This window comes from Kitasatospora sp. NPDC058046 (assembly GCF_042885595.1).
Lineage (GTDB): Bacteria > Actinomycetota > Actinomycetes > Streptomycetales > Streptomycetaceae > Kitasatospora.
Genome location: NZ_JBHVRS010000031.1, coordinates 1 through 17,795 on the forward strand (window position 1 = coordinate 1; position 17,795 = coordinate 17,795).

16 protein-coding genes and 1 pseudogene are annotated in these 17,795 nt (G+C 74.2%); 9 read left to right on the forward strand and 8 right to left on the reverse strand.

Annotated features, from left to right (window positions below; genetic code table 11):
- Positions 1 to 97: 97 nt before the first annotated feature.
- Positions 98 to 1,192 carry a hypothetical protein gene (locus ACFVU7_RS39710; RefSeq protein ID WP_388050952.1) on the forward strand — a complete coding sequence of 365 codons (1,095 nt, stop codon included), beginning with the start codon at positions 98 to 100 and terminating at the stop codon, positions 1,190 to 1,192.
- A 179-nt stretch (positions 1,193 to 1,371) separates the two neighbouring features.
- Here the strand turns inward: ACFVU7_RS39710 and ACFVU7_RS39715 are convergent, their stop codons facing one another.
- On the reverse strand, positions 1,372 to 1,944 hold the full coding sequence (locus ACFVU7_RS39715) for a hypothetical protein (RefSeq protein WP_388050955.1): 573 nt from the start codon (positions 1,942 to 1,944) through the stop codon (positions 1,372 to 1,374).
- Positions 1,945 to 2,599: 655 nt separating this feature from the next.
- Between ACFVU7_RS39715 and ACFVU7_RS39720 the strand changes: the two genes are divergently transcribed.
- Entirely contained in the window at positions 2,600 to 3,778 is a 1,179-nt protein-coding gene (locus ACFVU7_RS39720; protein WP_388050958.1) for a hypothetical protein, read from the forward strand.
- A 325-nt stretch (positions 3,779 to 4,103) separates the two neighbouring features.
- Here the strand turns inward: ACFVU7_RS39720 and ACFVU7_RS39725 are convergent, their stop codons facing one another.
- Positions 4,104 to 5,840, reverse strand: a complete 1,737-nt coding sequence (locus ACFVU7_RS39725) for an amidase (protein ID WP_388050960.1) — start codon at positions 5,838 to 5,840, stop codon at positions 4,104 to 4,106.
- 151 nt (positions 5,841 to 5,991) lie between these two features.
- Complete coding sequence (locus tag ACFVU7_RS39730) at positions 5,992 to 7,488, reverse strand: APC family permease (protein ID WP_388050962.1); 1,497 nt, start codon at positions 7,486 to 7,488, stop codon at positions 5,992 to 5,994.
- 97 nt (positions 7,489 to 7,585) lie between these two features.
- On the opposite strand from ACFVU7_RS39730, the gene ACFVU7_RS39735 reads away from it, so the two are divergent.
- A complete protein-coding gene (locus tag ACFVU7_RS39735) occupies positions 7,586 to 8,215 on the forward strand; it encodes a TetR/AcrR family transcriptional regulator (protein ID WP_388050965.1) in 630 nt (209 codons plus the stop codon).
- A 156-nt stretch (positions 8,216 to 8,371) separates the two neighbouring features.
- On the opposite strand, the gene ACFVU7_RS39740 is transcribed toward ACFVU7_RS39735, so the two are convergent.
- Positions 8,372 to 9,052: a TetR/AcrR family transcriptional regulator gene (locus ACFVU7_RS39740; protein WP_388050967.1), complete on the reverse strand. Its 681-nt coding sequence runs from the start codon at positions 9,050 to 9,052 to the stop codon at positions 8,372 to 8,374.
- Between the two features lie 99 nt (positions 9,053 to 9,151).
- Here ACFVU7_RS39740 and ACFVU7_RS39745 point away from each other — a divergent pair, with 99 nt between their 5' ends.
- Positions 9,152 to 10,117 (forward strand): NAD(P)-dependent alcohol dehydrogenase, encoded by a 966-nt coding sequence (locus ACFVU7_RS39745; protein WP_388050970.1) that lies wholly within the window; start codon positions 9,152 to 9,154, stop codon positions 10,115 to 10,117.
- 396 nt (positions 10,118 to 10,513) lie between these two features.
- Complete coding sequence (locus ACFVU7_RS39750) at positions 10,514 to 10,831, forward strand: cytoplasmic protein (RefSeq protein WP_380777173.1); 318 nt, start codon at positions 10,514 to 10,516, stop codon at positions 10,829 to 10,831.
- Here the strand turns inward: ACFVU7_RS39750 and ACFVU7_RS39755 are convergent.
- Positions 10,824 to 11,204 (reverse strand): alpha/beta fold hydrolase, encoded by a 381-nt coding sequence (locus ACFVU7_RS39755; protein WP_380777174.1) that lies wholly within the window; start codon positions 11,202 to 11,204, stop codon positions 10,824 to 10,826. The genes ACFVU7_RS39750 and ACFVU7_RS39755 overlap by 8 nt on opposite strands.
- Positions 11,205 to 11,513: 309 nt before the next feature.
- Between ACFVU7_RS39755 and ACFVU7_RS39760 the strand changes: the two genes are divergently transcribed.
- From ACFVU7_RS39760 to ACFVU7_RS39775, 4 genes are all read left to right on the forward strand, one after another.
- On the forward strand, positions 11,514 to 12,806 hold the full coding sequence (locus ACFVU7_RS39760; RefSeq protein WP_388051111.1) for a molybdopterin-dependent oxidoreductase: 1,293 nt from the start codon (positions 11,514 to 11,516) through the stop codon (positions 12,804 to 12,806).
- Complete coding sequence (locus tag ACFVU7_RS39765; protein ID WP_388050973.1) at positions 12,803 to 13,315, forward strand: hypothetical protein; 513 nt, start codon at positions 12,803 to 12,805, stop codon at positions 13,313 to 13,315. Before ACFVU7_RS39760 ends, ACFVU7_RS39765 begins: the two co-directional genes overlap by 4 nt.
- A gap of 86 nt (positions 13,316 to 13,401) precedes the next feature.
- Entirely contained in the window at positions 13,402 to 14,259 is an 858-nt protein-coding gene (locus ACFVU7_RS39770; RefSeq protein WP_049658829.1) for an S-methyl-5'-thioadenosine phosphorylase, read from the forward strand.
- A gap of 62 nt (positions 14,260 to 14,321) precedes the next feature.
- Complete coding sequence (locus tag ACFVU7_RS39775) at positions 14,322 to 15,659, forward strand: glycosyltransferase 87 family protein (protein ID WP_388050977.1); 1,338 nt, start codon at positions 14,322 to 14,324, stop codon at positions 15,657 to 15,659.
- 114 nt (positions 15,660 to 15,773) lie between these two features.
- Here the strand turns inward: ACFVU7_RS39775 and ACFVU7_RS39780 are convergent, their stop codons facing one another.
- The 3 genes and pseudogenes from ACFVU7_RS39780 to ACFVU7_RS39790 all read right to left on the reverse strand — a co-directional run.
- Positions 15,774 to 16,445: a methyltransferase domain-containing protein gene (locus tag ACFVU7_RS39780; RefSeq protein WP_388050979.1), complete on the reverse strand. Its 672-nt coding sequence runs from the start codon at positions 16,443 to 16,445 to the stop codon at positions 15,774 to 15,776.
- Positions 16,442 to 17,062, reverse strand: a complete 621-nt coding sequence (locus ACFVU7_RS39785) for a DUF2064 domain-containing protein (protein WP_388051114.1) — start codon at positions 17,060 to 17,062, stop codon at positions 16,442 to 16,444. The genes ACFVU7_RS39780 and ACFVU7_RS39785 overlap by 4 nt, the downstream gene beginning before the upstream one ends.
- A 6-nt stretch (positions 17,063 to 17,068) precedes the next feature.
- A pseudogene (locus ACFVU7_RS39790) lies at positions 17,069 to 17,791 on the reverse strand (glycosyltransferase family 2 protein); the annotation flags it as partial.
- Between the last annotated feature and the right edge of the window lie 4 nt (positions 17,792 to 17,795).

Below are 17,795 nucleotides of genomic sequence, written 5' to 3' on the forward strand. Positions count from 1 at the left end.
GACGCGGCAATGACATGACAGCCACACCCGGCATCCCTGGGTGCCCTGATCTTACGAATGACCAGAACGATCCCACGAAGAAAGGTATGGAAGACCTGTGAGGACACCGTTCACTTCCCTGGGCCGGGGAGGGCCGCGGCGGCTCCCCGCCGCGCGCGCGGCCTTCGTGGTGCTGGCGGCCACGGCGAGTGCGTTCATCGCGCCGTTCCCCGCGGGGGCGGCCGACGCCTCGCGGGACGTCTCCCGGACGGTGCTGCAGAGCGGTCAGAAGGCTTTCACACCGGGCGTCTACCTCTTCGTGGTCCCGGCCGGGGTGACCCGGATGACCGTGCGCGTCTGGGGCCGTGGCGGCACCGGAGCGGGCGGTGGCGGGGGCGCGGGTGGCAGCGGCGGCAGCGGCGGTTACACGGAGTGCACGACCGCCGTCACGGCGGGAGACAGGTTCGAGGTCTACGTGGCCGGGCCCGGCAGGCCGTCCGGGGGCGGCGGTGGAGGTGAGGGCGGCCTTGGAGGCGCGGCCGGCACCATCGCGACCAGCGGCCGGGCGGGCACCGCCGGCGCGGACGGCGGCGGAGGAAGCGCCGACACCACCGGACCGATCACCGGCATCGCGGGGCTCAGCACGCGGGTCTTCGCGAAGCCCGGCGGCAACGGGAGCGCCGGGGGCTCCGGCTCCGGCGGCGGTGCGGGACAGGGCGGGGAGAACGGCAAGATCGGCGCGTCGGGGGGTGCGGGTGGTGCCGGAGGTGTGTCCGGCACCACCGGACGAGGGGGTGCGGGCGGCGGGTCGGCGTCCGCCTCCCCCATCACGCGCTGTTCGGGGACGCTGACGCAACTGCCCGGTAATCCCGGGACCGCCGGCCAGTCCGGTGCTGCGGGCGACGACGGCATCACCGGCGGCCAGGGTGTGGAGGGCAGCCCCGGTTCGGGCGAGCGCGGCGGTTCGGGCGGCGTCGGCGGAACCGGTTCCACCGGCGCCGCGGCCCCGGCGGCCTCCGTCGCCCCGCCCGCCGGCACCGGTGTCGGAGGAAGCGGCGGCAACGGCGGCGCCGGCGGTACGGGAGGCCAGGGAGGGAACGGCGGCGCCCCGAGCCCCAACCCCGGCTCGCAGCCGGGCGGTTCCGGCAGCGGTGGCGGCACCGGTCGGCAGGGTGGCGCGGGTGGCCCCGGCTACATCCTGATCACCTGGTAGCACATGTGCTGCCTGACTCCGCCCCGCAGACCGTCCAGGCGGCCGCTGCGGGGCGGAGTCAGGCGAGGCTGAGGGAGACGTCCTCGCGGCTACGCGGGGGGCGACTGCCCGATCCGGAACGCCACCTTTGCGGCGGGGGCCAGGCCCGTGCGTGCGGCGGCGGCCCCGTCGGGCGGGGCTCAGACCTGGATGAGACTGAAGTCGAAGAAGTTGTCCCCGGTGAGGGCTGTCACCCCGCCGGGGTCGGTGCACGAGCCGGTGAAACCGGTCGGCGCGAAGCTGCTGTCGTAGTTGTTGAGGGGTGCGACGGTGCTGGTCGCGTTGGTGATACCGGTCTCGTGGTTGGAGATGTCGCCGGAGGCCGAGGTGCCCTTCCCTCCGCCCTGGAAGGAGACTGTGGTGGTGCCGACGCTCCTGTTGGAGACGTCGTACCAGGTGAAGGTCGCGTTCCCGTTGAAGGAATCAGTGGCGCCACAGGAGAGCGTTCCGGAGCCCACCGCGACGACGGTGCCGTGGTCGACGTTCGGATAGGCCCCGGACATGCTTTCGCAGTTGATGAGGTTGCCGGTGAGCGTGTAGCTGTTGGCGGCGGGGGTGTCGGTCACCCCCTTCGCGAATGTCAGCGCGGCGTCCTTCGCCTCGCAGGTGAGGTTGTCGACCAGTGACGTCGCGTGCGCGGTACCTGCGCCCGCCGCGCACAGTGCGGCCAGCAGACCGCTGGCCGTGCTCGCGGCCATGAGGCTTCTCATCATCGGATGTTGCTCCTTCTGCTGAGTTCGGTTGTGCGATCCGGCCGCGTCCGGTCTCGGCGAGACTCGGAGGGCCAACTTGCGCTTCCGGCCGCCCGGTTGTCGGGATGATCGGGGTACGGTGACCGCCGGTCACGCCCTCCCGCGGTGTTCCGCGGGTGGAAGACCTGCGGTGGGAGGCCGGCTCTGGCGCGGTGGTTCCAGAGGCGGAGTGGTGCTGTTGCCCGGTTCAGGACTGCGGTGCAGTTCGGCCTTGGCGACCGCGGCGACACCGATCCCCTGACTCAGGGGGTCGCGCAACTACAAAAAAGTCCGCATGCGTCCTATATGCCATGCCTCCGCTCCCGCCGCCACGCCGGCGGGGCCTTTGGGGTCGACCGGTCCTGCATTCCAGCGGTAAGGGCAGCACGACCGTCACCGTGTCACCGCTGGTGGGCGGGGAGCTCCGCCCGTTGGCCGACCCATTGGAACGACCCACCCGAACGAGGTAGTTCGCGTCGAAAGCGCAGCGGTGCCATGGGAGTTGGCACACGATGCAGCCATGAGACTCCATGGTCCCCTCGGTTCCCGCCCCGGCGGGTTCCTTGTGTCGTCGCCGATGTCGGCCTCGGGTGGTGGGCCCGCTTCCGGGCGCGCTCGCCGGCGGGCCCTGCTGTGCGTGCCCGCCGCACTGTGCTGCGTCCTGGGTGTGACCGCCGCCCCCGCCCAGGCCGAGGTCGGCAGGGCCGGGCCCCGGGCGGCGGTCGATCAGCCCCACGGCCAACAGGCGTACTCCCAGGCCGGCAAGTACTCGTTCACCGTGCCGGAGGGCGTCGGCACCATGACCCTCTACGCGCTCGGCTCCGGCGGGGGCGGAGCCGGCGGGGGCGGAGGCGGCGGTGGGGGCGGCGGTGGTGGGGGCGGGAACTGGACCTTCCTGGGCCACGCCACGGGCGGCGGTGGGGGTGGCGGAGCGGGTGGCGGAGGGGGCGGGGGAGGAGGAGGCGGTGGCGCGGGGGTGTTCGTGACCTGCGCCGTGTCGGTCACTCCCGGAACGGTCCTCTCCGTCACGGTCGGCAAGGGCGGCCCGCCGAGGAGGAACAACTCCCAGGGCGGTACCGGCGGTGCCGGAGGCCGGGAGGGCGCCACCGCGCGGCCCGCCAAGCCCGGTGCCGCGGGCACCCCGGGCAGTGGGGCCAGCCTCTTCAGCCCGGACGGAAGCTACACCTACGTCCGCGCGAGCGACCGCTCCGTCGAACTCCTCTTCGGCGGCGGCCACAGCGGGTTCCCCGGTGAGCCGGCCGGTGCGGGGCGGGGCGGCCGGGGCGGGGAGGCGTCCACCGGCTCGCTCGGTGGCGCGGGCGGAGGCGGCGGGACCGGAGCCGCGGGTGGTCCGGGCGGCCGGGGTGGGAGCGGCGCCGCGTTCAGGGCGTCCCCGAAGACCTGTGGCAGGAACACGGTCTCGGTGAGCGTGGCCCCGGGCGGTTCCGGGGGCTCCGGCCAGGCCGGCGCGGCCAGCGGCGACGCCGCCCCCGGCGGACACGGCGCCAACGCGCTTCCCCCCGGCGGCCGCCCGGGCGGCGGAGGCAATGGATCCCGCGGCGGTCAGGGTGGCGCCGCCGGCGGTGCGGGCGGTATCCCGACGGTTGCCCTGCCGCCCGGCGCCACCCTGCCGCCCGGTGCCGGGCGGGGCGGTACCGGCAGCGACGGCACCGACGGCGGCGCCGGCGGCTCGGGCGGCCACGGCGGCGAGAACCCGCCCGGTGAGGACGACGTCCCCGGCGCCGGCGGGTCCGGAGCCCGGAACCCGTCCGACGCGGCCGACGGCAGCGACGGCTACATCCTCATCGCCTGGTAGTACCCGCTGCCCCGCGCGGCGGTGTTCCGATCGGGGTTGCCCACGTCGCACCGGCGCCGGTGCGAGGACATGAACCTGTGCTCACCCCGGCGCCGTGAACGGCCTTTCCAGGTAACGCCGGGCGCAGGGGATGACCCGTGCGGTGCGCCCGGTCGAGTGCCTCGGCCGGTTGGCTCAAGGCTTCGAGCCGACCCGCGGATGGGGCGGAAGGGCCGGAGAGGCCGCCTCCACCTTCTGGTGGAAGCGGCCTCTCCGGTCTGTGGAATCATGGTCGGGAAGGTGTAAACCCGCTAATTCCTCGCTGTCTTGACGGTTCGTCAGGTCGTCAGACGGCCGGAAGGCGCGGGGTGCGCGGCGGCTCCGTGCGGCGGTGCCCGGTCGACTCGAAGGCGGCGGCGAGCCGGAGCAGGCTGTTGTCGTCGTAGGCGCGGCCCGCGAAGGTCAGCCCGACGGGCATGCCGGTGTCCGCCATGGTGCCCATGGGCACGGTGACCGTCGGGATGCCGAGGTGGCGGGGGGCGAGGTTGCCGTTGGCGACCCAGACGCCGTTGCGCCAGCCGAGGTCGGCGGAGGCCTCGTTCACGTCCATGTCCGCGGGGCCGACGTCGGCGACGGTGGGGAAGACCACGGCGTGCAGGCCGAGTTCGTCCATCCACGTCTCCAGGTCGATCCGGCGGGTCTCCTCCAGGCCGCGCAGGCCTTCCTCGAGGTGCGGCATGTCGGTGATCGACGCGTAGGGGTTGTCGCGCACCAGCTGCGGGTAGTCGGCGACCCCGTCGTCGAAGCCGGCGTAGCGGTCCGGCAGTTCGCCGGGGTGCTTGGGCCAGATGAGCGCGCCGTCGACGTCGGCGAGGGTCGCCAGCGCGGGGTCCCCGTTGGCGCGCAGGAAGTCGTCCCAGGCCCAGGCGGAGAGGTCGAGGATCTCGTGGGTGAGGAAGTCGCGGCTGACCAGGCCTCGGGTGAGGAGCGACGGCGCGCCGGGGCGGTCCGACTCGTAGTTGGTCACCACGGGGAAGTCGACCTCGACGACCTCGGCGCCGGCGGCCTCCAGGTCGCGGCGGGCGGCCTGCCACAGGGCGATCACCGAGGCGCGGGTGTCGATCGGCTGCCCGGTCTGGCCGCCGATGCCGCCGTCGGGGTTGGTGCCGGCGTCGGGGTCGGCGTTGATGTACATCCGGGGGACGCCGACGCGCCGCCCGGCGAGCGTCGCGCGCGCCGCTGCCGCGTCCGCGGGGGCCAGCGCCGGGTAGGAGGCCGGACGGACCTGGGACGGCGCGGGCAGCGGGATCCAGGGCTGGGCGCGCCACAGGTCGCCGCGGGTGTCCGGGTCGTCGGCGACGATGACGTCGAGCAGTTCGAGCAGGTCGGCCATGGTGCGGGTGTGGGGGACGACGACGTCCATGGTCGGGACGAGCGGCCAGTTGCCGCGCACCGAGATCACGCCGCGGCTGGGCGTGTAGGCGCACAGCGCGTTGTTGGAGGCGGGGGCCCGGCCCGAGGACCAGGTCTCCTCACCGAGGCCGAAGGCGCCGAACGAGGCGGCCGTGGCGGTGCCGGAGCCGTTGGAGGAGCCGGAGCCGTAGGCGCTGGTCAGCCAGTCGGCGCTGTACGGGCTCTCCGCGCGGCCGTACACGCCGCGCTGCATGCCGCCGTTGGCCATCGGCGGCATGTTGGTCAGGCCGATGAGCACGGCCCCGCCGGCGCGCAGGCGCTCGATGGCGAAGGCGTCGCGCTGGGCCACGAGGTGCTCGAAGGCCGGTGAGCCGGCGGCGGCGGTGAGGCCCTCGGCGAGGTAGCTGTCCTTGGCGGTGTAGGGGATGCCGTCGAGGGGGCCGAGGGTCTCGCCGCGGGCGCGGCGGGCGTCGGAGGCCTCGGCCTCGGCGCGGGCGCGGGGGTTCGTCACGACCATCGCGTTGAGCGCGGTGGCGGTGCCGGGCCGGTCGTAGGCGTCGATCCGGGCGAGATAGGCGTCGAGCAGGCCGACCGCGGTGGTCTCGCCCTTCTCCAACGCCGCGCGCAGGTCGGCGATACCGGTCTCGACGACGTCGAATGCGCGTGTCATGCGGGTGCCTCCAGGGTTTTCGGTTGAACGGTCCGAGGTGTCGGGCCTCGAAGGTGCGGCGCTGGGCCGCTGGTGGGACGTGACCCCGCCCGGGGGGTGGGATGCAGCTTCGCACGCGTCGGCCGAGCGGTGCCGCCCGGGCCGACGCCGGCTACAGGACGGCGGGGGCGAGTTCGGCGGTGTGCGGATGCTCCTGGTCGGTGTCGGTCATGCGGCGGTCGGGGCGGCGCGCCAGCAGGTAGGCGAGGCCGGCGAGGGTGACGGTGCCGACGCCGAGCGGCGCCGCCCAGATCTGGTACCAGGGTGCTCCGGCCGGGGCGAGGATGGCGCGCGGCCAGCAGATGTTGACCAGTTCGAAGCCGGTCCACAGCACCGCGAGGACGTTGAGCGGGGTGCCGAGGCGTCCGTAGCCGACCGCTCCGGCGGGCGTCCAGGTGCCGCGCAGGCGGGCGACGAGGGCGACGAGGGCGAGGATGAAGAACGGCACGAAGATGGCGGCGCTGCCGAAGGTGATCAGGCTGCCGATGGCCGAGGTGTTCAGGCCGAGCACCAGCGCGGCGCAGCTGACCGCCGTGGCGGCGACGAGGCCGCCGATCGGCGCCTGGTGCCGGTTGACCTTGCGGACGTGGCGGGAGAAGGGAAAGACGTCGTCGCGGGCGAGGGAGTAGAGGCCGCGGGCGGCGCCGCCTTGGGAGGCCATCAGGCAGGCGGTGAAGCTGATCAGGACGACGAGGACGAAGGGCTTCTCGGCCCAGCCGCCGAAGGCGTGGGTGACGGCGGTGGTGACCGGGTCGAGGTCCTTGACCGCGACGACGTCGGCGGGGTCGGGGTGGGCGAGTTCGACGGAGACCGCGTTGAGGATGACGACGAGTCCGACGCTGAGCAGCGACCACCACATCGCCCTGGGGACCTGTCGGGCGGCGTCCTTGGTCTCCTCGGCGGTCGACACGCAGGCGTCGAAGCCCATGAAGGCCCAGCCGGCGACGGCCACGGCGGCGAGCAGGGCACCGGTGTCGCTGATGCCCAGCCCCTTCGGCGCGTTCAGGAAGTCGGTGAGCAGGGAGAGGCCGTGCTGCCGGAAGACCAGCAGCAGGGTGAGGCCGACCAGGACGGAGGCGACGGCTTCGGCGGCGATGCCCAGGCCGACGAACCAGCGCAGGAAGTTGATGCCGTAGGCGTTGACCAGGGTGCAGCAGAGGATGAAGCCGGCCGAGACGAGGACCTGTTCGGCGGGCGTCGGGACGGTGCCGAAGAGCGCGAAGAGCCAGGGCGAGGCGAGGTAGGCGACGGTGGTGTTGCCGAACATCACGGCGAACTGCCACATCCAGCCGCTCAGCCAGGCGACGGCCGGTCTCGCCAGGCGTCTGCTCCACTGGTAGGCGCCGCCGGCCAGCGGCCACCGCGAGGCGAGCTCGGAGTAGACGGCGACGACCAGGCACTGCCCGAGCAGGCACAGCGGCAGCGCCCAGACCCAGGCCCCGCCCGCGACGCTCATGCCGACCTGCACGGCGGCGTACAGCCCCACGACGGGGGAGACGACGGCGAAGCCCATGGAGATGTTTCCGAGCACGGTCAGGCTGCGCCGCAGCTCCTGCTGGTAGCCGAGCGTGGCCAGCCGGTCGGCATCGGTCGGGGTGGTCTCGGCCACGGGCTGCGCCTTCCAGATAAAACTAACTTTGTTAGCAACTGCTGTCGGTCTGGCACGATAGCCTCCGGACACGGAGAGCGGAAGAGGGGATTTTTCGGTGGGCCGACCGAGCAGGGCAGTGCTGACCCGCGAGCGGATCGCGCTCGCCGCGCTCCAGGTGGTGGACGAGGACGGCCCCGACGGCCTGACCATGCGGGCGCTGGCGGAGCGGCTCGGAGTCAAGGCGGCCTCGCTCTACAACCACATCCAGAGCAAGGACGAGCTGGTCGACGCGGTCTCCGGGCTGGTCAACGACGAGATCGACCACACACCGCTGGGCGATCCCGACTGGCGGGCCGGCCTCGCGGCGTACGCGCGCGGCTACCGCGCGGTCTTTCTCAGGCACCCGAACGCCATCGCCCTGCTCGCCCGCCGCCGCGTCGAAGCGGCCAGCGCGCTGCGCGGCTACAACGGGCTGCTCGCCCTCCTCGGCCGGGCCGGCCTCGGCCCCGCGGACGCGGCGGAGGTCGCCGCGGCGGTGGACTACCTGGTACTCGGCTCCGCGGTGGAGACCTTCGCGGCCGGCTTCACCCGGGCACCGGCCGAGTACCGGCCGGAGTACCCGGCGCTCGCGGACGCCCTGGACGGCTCCTTCGCCCGCGGCGGCGGTGCCACGGGCCTCGACGACCGCGGGTTCGAGCTGGGGCTCGGTCTGCTGCTCGACGGCGTGGAGCGGCGGACGCCGTAGGGCCGGGGCGGTTCGTCGCTTCCCCGGGACGGGACTGAGGCTCCTGGTTCCCGACACCAGCGTGAGGGCACCGGCCCCGAGCGCCCCGCAACCGGACGGACGGGACGTCGGCGGAGCCGTCGGACTGGCGTGCCCTGCGGCAGGTGCCGTCTTGTGTCAGCCCCTGGGGTGCCGCTGCCGCTGCGAACTGTCCGTCACCATCGGGAGGTTGCGCAGTGTCAGCGCGGCCGGCGGAGGCAGCGGTCCGTTGGCCGCGTCGGCGCGGAACGACTGGAGCAGGTAGGCCACCAGGCGTCGGGACGCCGCACCGTCGTCCGGCAGGGCGGTCACCAGGGCGCAGTGCGTCAGCAGGACCACGGTGAGGTCGGAAGGATGGAAATCGGCCCGCAGCGCGCCCGAGGCCTGGGCCCTGCGCACCAGGGTCGTGAGGTCCCGCTCGGCTCGTCGCCGGGACCGCGCGTGCTCCGGCGTGCTGTCCGGGAAGGCCGTGACGAACGCGGCCGGGAAGCCGCGTTCCTCCCGTTGCAGGGCGCAGACTGTCTCGACCAGCTGCTGGAAGCCCTGCCACGGGTCGGGGGCGGCCAGCGCCTCGGTGAGCGCCCGCGAGCAGGTCTCCATCTGCCGCGCGAACGCGCCCCGCACCAGGGCGTCCCGGGTCGGGAAGTGCCGGTACAGCGTGGCCACGCCGACCCCGGCCCGACGGGCCACGGTCGCCATCGGGGCGTCGATCCCGTGCTCCGCGAAGACCGCACGGGCGGCGACGAGGACGCGCTCCCGGTTGCGCCGGGCGTCCGCCCGCACCCCGTCCCGGGCTGTGATCCGAGAGGATTCCGCCATCACTGTCTCTCGCTTCCGGTCGAAACGGACGATCGCGTCCACTTGAGAGCCTACGGTCGCTGCCAGATCCCTACGGCCCCCGAAGGCAAAGGCGGAACGATGAACGACCACATGATGAAGGCAGTGCTCTACGACCGCTACGGCGGCCCCGACGTGCTCTACACGGGCCGCGTGCCGCGCCCCGAGCCGGCCCGCGGCGAGGTCCTCGTGAAGGTGCGCGCGTTCAGCGTCAACGGCGGCGAACTGGCCGTCCGCTCCGGCCGTCTCCGCCTCCTGAGCGGCCGGACGTTCCCCAAGCGCGTCGGCCTGGACTTCACCGGCGAGATCGCCGCACCGGGAGCCGGAGTCACCCGGTTGGCGGCCGGCGACCGCGTCTGGGGAGTCCTGGGCCGCACCTCCGGTTTCGGCAGCGCCGCCGAGTACGTCACCGTGCCCGCCGAGCGGGTCGGCCGGCTCCCCGACGGCCTCGACCCGGTGGACGCCGCCGCGCTGCCGGTGGCCACCGCCGTCATCACCGCGCTGCGGGACAAGGCCGGGCTGCGCCCCGGTGAACGACTCCTCGTCCGGGGCGCGGCGGGCGGTGTCGGCAACGCCGCCGTCCAGCTCGGACGGGCGTACGGCGCCGAGGTCACGGCCCTCGCCCGCGCGGCGAGCCTCGACTTCGTCCGCGGACTCGGCGCGCACCGGGCCGTCGACCACCGGACCGTGCGGCCGGCCGAGTTGGGCCGCTTCGACGTGGTCCTGGACGCCGTGGGGACCGACCTGCGGGCCTTCCGGCGCCTGCTGACCCCCGGCGGGCGCATGGTCGCCCTCGCCTTCGACCCGAAACGGCCCGCCGCGACGTTCGGCTACGTCGCGGCCAGCACGGTCCACGGACACCGCCGGGTCCGCTTCTTCAGCGGCGACCCCAAGCGGGCGGACTTCGACGACCTCGCCCGCCACGTGGCCGAGGGCAGGCTGCGCCCCGCGGTGGACACGGTCTTCCCCCTGGAGGAGACGGCAGCGGCGCACCGGGCGCTGGAGGCGGGCGGCGTCCGGGGCAAGTACGTGGTCAGGGTCGCGTAGGACCCGGTGGAGGCGCTGGTCGCAGTCACCCGTACGGGTTTGTGCGGCCTCATCTGAGCAATGGTTTCAAGGGGTCGTAGGACCAGGACGCCCACGTTCGGCGCAATCGCGGGTTGGGGCCGGTTGGCGGCGTCAGGCTGCGCCTCGTTCTTGATCGCGGCAGTGTCGGAGGCCCGGGGTTGTCGTCGCGCGTGGCGGTCCGCCGCCGGTCGTCATCGTCCCGTTCGCCGCTGTCGCAGGCCGCCTACGGCCGGCTGTTCTCCCTCAAGTCGAAAGGCCCAGCATGACGCAGAGCACCGCCCAAGCTCCCGCTTCCACGGGCCCCCGGGGGCCCGACAGCCTGCCCGGACAGCGCGGCGCCGATCCGGCGCCGGCCATCGAGGCGGCTGCCGCCGTATGACGGGCCAAGGAGATGCCGAGGACCAGGACCCCACCGTCACCGACCCTGACCTCTACCGCATCGTCTTCGAGAACGCGCGCGTCCGGGTGCTCGAGTACCGCGACACCCCGGGGGTCAAGACCGGGCTCCACTACCACCCCGACAGCGTCATGGTCGTCCTGAGCACCTTCCGACGCCGCATGACCGAGGGCGACACCGTGGTCGAGGTCGAACGGACACGGGCACCTGAGGCGAACTGGCTGCCGGCCCGGACCCACGTCGGCGAGAACATCGGGACGACGGACACCCACATCATCTTCGTCGAACTCAAATGACCGGCTGCCTGGTGGGTGCCGCGTTCGCGCGAGCCTTGAAGAAGCCGATCAGTTCGCGGCTCAGGAGTTCCGGCTGTTCCTCCGACAGGAAGTGGCCGGCGTCGGGGATCCCGACGAACCGGATGTCGGTCGCGAGGCCTTCGTTCGAGGCGCGGGACAGCCGCCGTCCGCCCGTGACCGCGGCGCTGCGCGACCGGTTGCTGCGCCGTGCCGGTGCTGGGGTTCGGACGGCCGAGCCAGGGTGCCGCGGCAGAAGATGATCTGACGTGCATTCAGGTCCATGGGGCGAGCCGCCGGATGCTTCCTCGATGACCGACGGCGACCTGTAATTCCGTAATAAGTTGATTGCTGCTTCATGGGTGATCTGCGGCATACGGTCGTGTCAGCGCGGCCAACCCGCCTCCGCACGCACCCGCGAAGGAGCGCCACCCTGAACGCCCACGACGACGCCGACGGACCCCACCGCCCGCAACCCGGGCCCGAGCGGGAGCCCGGGCCGGTCCCGGCACCGCAGCCCTCCGCGGGCAAGCCGGCCGCCGGACCTCCGCCACCGCTCCCGCAGCCCGAGCAGCCCGAGCGGCCCGACCAGCCCCCGGCGCCGACGCGCGACCACACCGCGGAGGGACGGCGACCGGCCCCCCACGCGCCGACGCGCACAGCCCCCAAGCCCAGGGGATCCCGCCTGCGTGCCGCGCTCGCCGCCGGCCCCCCGCCCGGGCCCGCCCGCCCGGAGTTCTGGCGCAGCCCCTTGCGCGGCCCCTGGCTCACCTCGGTGTTCGGCCTGGTGCTGCTGCCCGGGATCACGGTGGTGTTCGTGACCGGGCTGCTGTCCTACGCCGCCTACAACCCCGACCTCGCCGCGGTCAACGACCAGACCCCGGACAAGGGCTGGCTCGGCTTCTACCTCTTCTCATGGCCGACCAGCCCCAGCTGGCTGTACCGGTTGAACCAGGGGATCCACGTGACCCTCGGCATCGTGCTGGTCCCGGTGCTGCTGGCCAAGCTCTGGTCGGTCATCCCCAAGCTCTTCGCCTGGCCCCCGCTCCGCTCGCCGGCCCAGGCGGTCGAGCGCCTGTCGCTGCTGCTCCTGGTCGGCGGCGCGCTGTTCGAGTTCGCCACCGGCATCCTCAACATCCAGCTGCACTACATCTTCCCCGGCTCCTTCTACACCCTGCACTACTACGGTGCCTGGGTCTTCATCGGCGCCTTCGTCGTCCACGTGGTGTTCCGCGTCCCGGTCATGGTCCGGGCGCTGCGCAGCCGGCGCCTGCGCACCGAACTGCGCACGGGCGCCGCCGACACGCTGCCCGAGCCGCCCGACGACACCGGTCTGGTCTCCCCGCGCCCCGCCCCCGCGACCCTCTCCCGGCGCGGAGCCCTCGCGCTGGTCGGTGCGGGCTCCCTCGCGCTGTTCGCGGTGACGGCCGGTCAGAGCATCGGCGGATGGTGGCGCAGGACCGCGCTGCTCGCCCCGCACGGCCAGGAGCCCGGCGACGGCCCGAACGGTTTCCAGATCAACAAGACCGCCGCCGCCGTCGGTATCCGCCCCGCCGACATCGGCCCCGACTGGCGGCTGACCGTCCGCGGCCCCGGCCGGGAAACCGTCCTCACCCTGGATGAGCTGAGGAGCCTGCCGCAGACCACCGCGGCCCTGCCCATCGCCTGCGTCGAGGGATGGTCCACGCCCGACCAGGACTGGACCGGTGTCCGGCTGACCGAGCTGGCCGCGCTCGTCGGCCTGACCGACAGCCCACCGGACGTCTTCGTGGAATCCGTCGAACGCGGCGGGTCCTTCTCCTCCACCGTCCTGCGCGACAACCAGGTCCGCGACGCCCGCTCCCTGCTGGCCCTGCGCGTCAACGGCGCCGACCTCTCGCCCGACCACGGCTACCCGGCCCGGATCATCGTCCCCGCCAACCCCGGTGTCCACAACACCAAATGGGTCACCCGCCTCACCTTCGGAGCCACCGGATGAAGCGCCGCAGCGGCCTCCGCGAGCGCTACGGCGCATCCCCCCTGCACCTGCTCCTCCTCGTCTGTTCCTTCGCCCTGGCCCTGTACGCCGGGATCCGCCTCCTCAAGGGCGATCCGCTCGGCGTCGCGATCTGGTTCGTCGGGGCCGCACTGCTCCACGACCTGGTCCTGCTGCCGCTCTACACGCTCACCGACCGGGCCGCCCAGGCCCTGACGGGTGTCCGCCAGGCTCCCGCGGGCGGTACGCACCGGATGCCGGCGGTCAACTACGTCCGCGTCCCCGCCTTCCTCTCGCTGCTGCTGCTGGTCGTCTGGTACCCGCTCGTCCTGCGTCGCGTCCCCGGGTACCGCTCCGCCACCGGCCTGGACCCGGACGTCTTCCTCGGGCGCTGGCTGCTGCTGACCGCGGCGTTCTTCGCCGTCTCGGCGCTCTTCCTGCTCGCCGCGACGGCCCGGCGGCGACGGTCGCACAAGCCCCGCCGCGGGCCCGCGGCGCGGGGACGTTCGTGATCCGTAAGGCATGGTGACCCGGTTCCGGCCCGGTCCGTTCCTACAGTTGGCCGGGAGGCTGTTCCCGAGAAGAGAGGTGGACCGGGATGACGGTCGACCAGGACGTCCCGCCGAGCGCCGAGGTGGGCGTCATCGGTGGCTCCGGGCTCTACGAGCTGCTGGACGACGTGACCGAGGTACGGGTGGACACCCCGTACGGCGAACCGAGCGACGCGGTGTTCGTGGGAGAGGCGGCCGGCCGCCGGGTCGCGTTCCTACCCCGGCACGGGCGCGGCCACCGGCTTCCCCCGCACCGGATCAACTACCGCGCCAACCTGTGGGCACTGCACACGCTGGGTGTGCGGCAGGTGGTCGCGCCGTGCGCGGTGGGCGGGCTGCGCCCGGAGTACGGGCCGGGCACGCTGCTGGTGCCCGACCAGTTCGTGGACCGGACCTCGGGGCGCCCGCAGACCTTCTACGACGGCCTGCCGCTGCCGGACGGCACGGTGCCGGAGGTGGTGCACGTGTCCATGGCCGACCCGTACTGCCCGGCGGGGCGGAAGGCGGCACTGGACGCCGCCCGGGAGGCGGCCTGGGAGCCGGTCGACGGCGGAACGCTGGTGGTGATCGAGGGCCCGCGCTTCTCCACCCGCGCCGAGTCCCGCTGGTTCACCGCCAACGGCTGGTCGGTGGTCGGCATGACGGGACATCCGGAGGCCGTCCTCGCCCGTGAACTCGGCCTCTGCTACGCCTCGCTGGCCCTGGTCACGGATCTCGACGCCGGGGTGGAGAGCGGCGCGGGCGTCACCCACGGCGAGGTGCTGAAGGAGTTCGCCCGCAACGTCGACCGGCTGCGCACCGTGCTGTTCAAGGCGGTGGAACGGCTGCCGCTGGTGCGCGAGTGCCCCTGCCCGCACGCCCTGGACGGTCTCACGACCGGTCTTCCGGGGGTCCCCGGCGTCTGACGCCCCACCCCGGCGAGGGAACGCCGGGGCCGCGAGACTTCATCACCGGGAGGTTGGGCAGGATGATCGACCGTACCGTTCCGTCCTGCGCGCTCGCGCTCGCGGCCCTGGTCACCGCGCTGGCGCTGACCGTCACCGACGACGGCTCCGCGCCGCTCGCCGTCTGGTACCTCCTCGACACGGCCCTGTTCGCGGTAGCGGTGCTGCTGCTGCGCAGGGTGCCCGGTCGGCTGGTCGCGCCGCTGGTCCTGGCCGGCGCCGTGGCCGTCGCCGCCGTCGGGCTGCTGGCCCCACCCCGCACCAGTGACGACGCCTACCGCTACGTCTGGGACGGCCGGGTCCAGGCGGCCGGGATCTCGCCCTACGCCCACACCCCGGACGATCCGGCGCTGGCCCGGTTGCGTGACCCGGGGCTCTTCCCGGTCGGTGACGGCTGCACGGGCTGGGACGAGCGGCGCACCACGGCCGGGGACTGCACCCGGATCAACCGGCCGGCCGTGCACACCATCTATCCGCCGGTGGCACAGGTCTGGTTCGTCGTCGTGCACCCGTTCGGCGGCGGGGTCCGCGGGGTGCAGGCCGGCGGTGCGGTGCTGGCGGTGGCGACGACCGCCCTGCTGCTGAGAGTGGGGCGGGAGCGGTGGCGGGCCGCGTTGTGGGGGTGGTTCCCCGGCGTGGCCGTGTGGGCGGTCAACGACGCGCACGTGGACACGCTCGGAGCCCTGCTGACGGTCGCCGGGCTCGGCTGCGCGGTGCGCGGGAGGGCCGTGCGAGGGGGGCTCCTCCTGGGCGGCGCGGTCGCGACCAAGCTGCTGCCGGCCCTCGTCCTCCCCGGCGCGCTGGCGGGCCTGTCGGCCCGGCGCCCTTCCCGGAAGGACGTCCTGCTGGTCGGATCCGCGCTCGGCGCCTTCGCCCTGTCCTACCTCCCGTACGTCGTGGCCTCGGGCACCTCGGTCCTGGGCTACCTGCCGGGCTACCTGAAGGAGGAGGGCTACGAACAGGGCCACATCGACCGGTTCGGGCTGCTCAGGCTGGTGCTGTCCGACCGCCTCGCGCCGTGGGCGGCGGCGTTCGTCCTGGCGGCCGTGGTGGTCCGGGTCCTCCGCCGGGGCGACCGGAGCCGGCCGTGGGCCGGCGCGCTCCTGGTGACGGGCACGGCGCTGCTGCTGGTCGCGCCCTCCTACCCCTGGTACGGGCTCCTGGTGGTCGCGCTGGTGGCGCTCGACGGCCGCTGGGAGTGGCTGGCCGTCCCGGCCGCCGGGCAGGCGCTCTACCTGGTACAGGGCCCGGTGGCGCAGCAGTTCGCCTACGGTACGGCCCTGTGCGTCGTCCTCCTGGTCCCGCTGCTGCGCCAGCTCCGTACGGGGCGGGTCGCCGCCGTGGCGGGGGCCGGGAACTGACGGAGTCTGACGGGGTCTGACGGAGCGGCGCGGGTCGGATCGTGAGTGCGGGTGAACCGGTCGAAGGGCGTAGGGCGAGAGAGGTCGGCCGACGGGTGGTGATGGCGGGCACTCTCAGCGGGCGGGCGCGGTGCGGCGGCGCAGGGTGAGGAAGCGTCGGCCGTGGGAGGTCCAGCGTTCCGCTTCGACGAGCCCGGCGCCGTAGGCCCGTCGTACGGCGGCCCTGGCGCCGAGGCGCGCCCAGGCGAAGGGCGGGCCGAGCCGGCCGTCCGGGCCCTCGACCCGGACGGTGACGCGTTCGTCGACATCGCGCGGCTCGACCTCCACCAGCAACAGCCCGTCCGGCGCGATGAGTTCGGCCGCGCGCCGCAGCAGGGCCTCCGGGTTCCCGCCGATGCCGAGGTTGCCGTCCGCCAGTAGGGCCGCACCCCAGCGGCCCTCGGCGGGCAGCCGGTCGAACACCGAGCGGCAGAGGGCCGCGCCGCCGAGGCCCAGGGTGCGGGCGACGGCCGCCGGGGTGACGTCGACGCCGAGGGCCGGGACGCCCACGGCGAGGAGCGCGGCGACCAGTCGGCCGGGTCCGCAGCCGAGGTCCACGACCGGCGCGGACAGGTGGAAGCAGCGCATCAGGAGGCTGTGGTCGCCTCCGGCGGCCGGTGCGCACCAGCGTTCGATGTCGAGCGGGATCCGGCGTCCGTCGTCGCCGCGCAGCCACAGCGGACCGCGTCCGGTGCGGACGGCGTCGGCGAACGGGTCGTCGATCCATGCCGTCGAGGTGCCGGTCAACCCGCCACCTCGGGGACGGTGCGGAACGAGCGAAGGCGGGCGGCGAACCGGCTCCGCGGTGCCTGGGAGGCGACCAGCAGGGCGTCCTCGACGGTGTCCACGTCGGTGGCTTCGGGCAGGGTGCGCACCGTCAGGCCGGCCGCCCCGAGCCGGTCGAGGAGCACCCGCCCCGTGTCCGGGGTCGACATCGGTACCCCGAGGAGGAGGCGGCGGGCGAGGTCCTCGGTCGGCCGGGCCAGACCGAGGGCCCAGAAGCCGCCGTCGGTCGCGGGCCCGTACCAGGCGTCGACCCCGGCCCGGCCCGCCGGGGAGAGCGGCTCGGCCAGGGTGGCCGCGCTGAGCTGCGGGGTGTCCATGCCGACCAGCAGCGCGGGCGCGTGCGGGGCCAGCCGGGCCGCGTGGCCGAAGGCCGCCGCCAGCCGGGCGTCCAGTCCGCCGCCGCTCTGCGGAAGCACCTGCCACCCGGGCGGCAGCCAGCGGCCCGGTTCGCCGTCCAGGACCAGCAGGCGCCGTCCGGCCGGCACGGTGGCCAGGGTGTGCAGGGTGTCGGAGAGCGCGGCCTCGGCCAGCGCCGCCGCCTGCTGGGGCGTGCAGGCCGGGGTGAGCCGGGTCTTCACCCGGCCCGGTACGGGCGACTTGGCGATGACCAGCAGGGTGGGCGGCGGGGCGGCGAGCACGGCCCGCATGTCCCGGATCGCCTGCCGGGTGCCGCGCACCGTGCCGGTGACCTTCGAACGGCCCGCGCGCGGCAGGTAGTCGACGGAGGTCTCGGTGATCCGCATGCCGGCGGCCGAGGCGGCGAGCACCATCTCCAGCGGGTATCCGGAGCGGCGGTCGCCCAGGCCGAGCGCCAGCAGGCGTTCCCGTCGGGCGGCCCGCATCGGGCCCAGGTCGTGCAGCGGGGCGCCGGTGCGGGCCCGCAGCCGGCGGGCCAGCACGGTGTTGGCGAGCCGTGCGTGCACGGGCCAGGCGCCCGTGCTCACCGGCCGGCGGCGGCCGAGGACGAGGTCCGCCGTGCCGTCGGCCACCGGAGCGGTGACCCGGGGCAGTTGGGCGGGGTCGAGCGAGCCGTCGCAGTCCAGGAAGCAGACCAGCTCGGCGGTGGCGGCGAGGAGCCCGGCGTGGCAGGCGGCGCCGAACCCGCGCCGGGACTCCTCGACCACGGTCGCTCCGAGCGATCGGGCGAGTTCGGCCGAGCCGTCCCGCGAACCGTTGTCCACGACGACGGCCCGCCAGCCGGGCGGGATGCGCCCGAGCACCCAGGGCAGCGCCTCGGCCTCGTCGAGGCAGGGCAGGACGACATCGACACCGGACGAACGAGGGGTAGCGGAGGTCACGTCGGCCACGCTA

Coding starts and splice junctions, on each gene's coding strand:
- ACFVU7_RS39750 (WP_380777173.1), top strand. CDS start 10,514: ATGACGGGCCAAGGAGATGCCGAGGACCAGGACCCCACCGTCACCGAC.
- ACFVU7_RS39765 (WP_388050973.1), top strand. CDS start 12,803: ATGAAGCGCCGCAGCGGCCTCCGCGAGCGCTACGGCGCATCCCCCCTG.
- ACFVU7_RS39775 (WP_388050977.1), top strand. CDS start 14,322: ATGATCGACCGTACCGTTCCGTCCTGCGCGCTCGCGCTCGCGGCCCTG.
- ACFVU7_RS39740 (WP_388050967.1), bottom strand. CDS start 9,052: ATGGCGGAATCCTCTCGGATCACAGCCCGGGACGGGGTGCGGGCGGAC.
- ACFVU7_RS39770 (WP_049658829.1), top strand. CDS start 13,402: ATGACGGTCGACCAGGACGTCCCGCCGAGCGCCGAGGTGGGCGTCATC.
- ACFVU7_RS39755 (WP_380777174.1), bottom strand. CDS start 11,204: ATGCCGCAGATCACCCATGAAGCAGCAATCAACTTATTACGGAATTAC.
- ACFVU7_RS39725 (WP_388050960.1), bottom strand. CDS start 5,840: ATGACACGCGCATTCGACGTCGTCGAGACCGGTATCGCCGACCTGCGC.
- ACFVU7_RS39745 (WP_388050970.1), top strand. CDS start 9,152: ATGAACGACCACATGATGAAGGCAGTGCTCTACGACCGCTACGGCGGC.
- ACFVU7_RS39715 (WP_388050955.1), bottom strand. CDS start 1,944: ATGATGAGAAGCCTCATGGCCGCGAGCACGGCCAGCGGTCTGCTGGCC.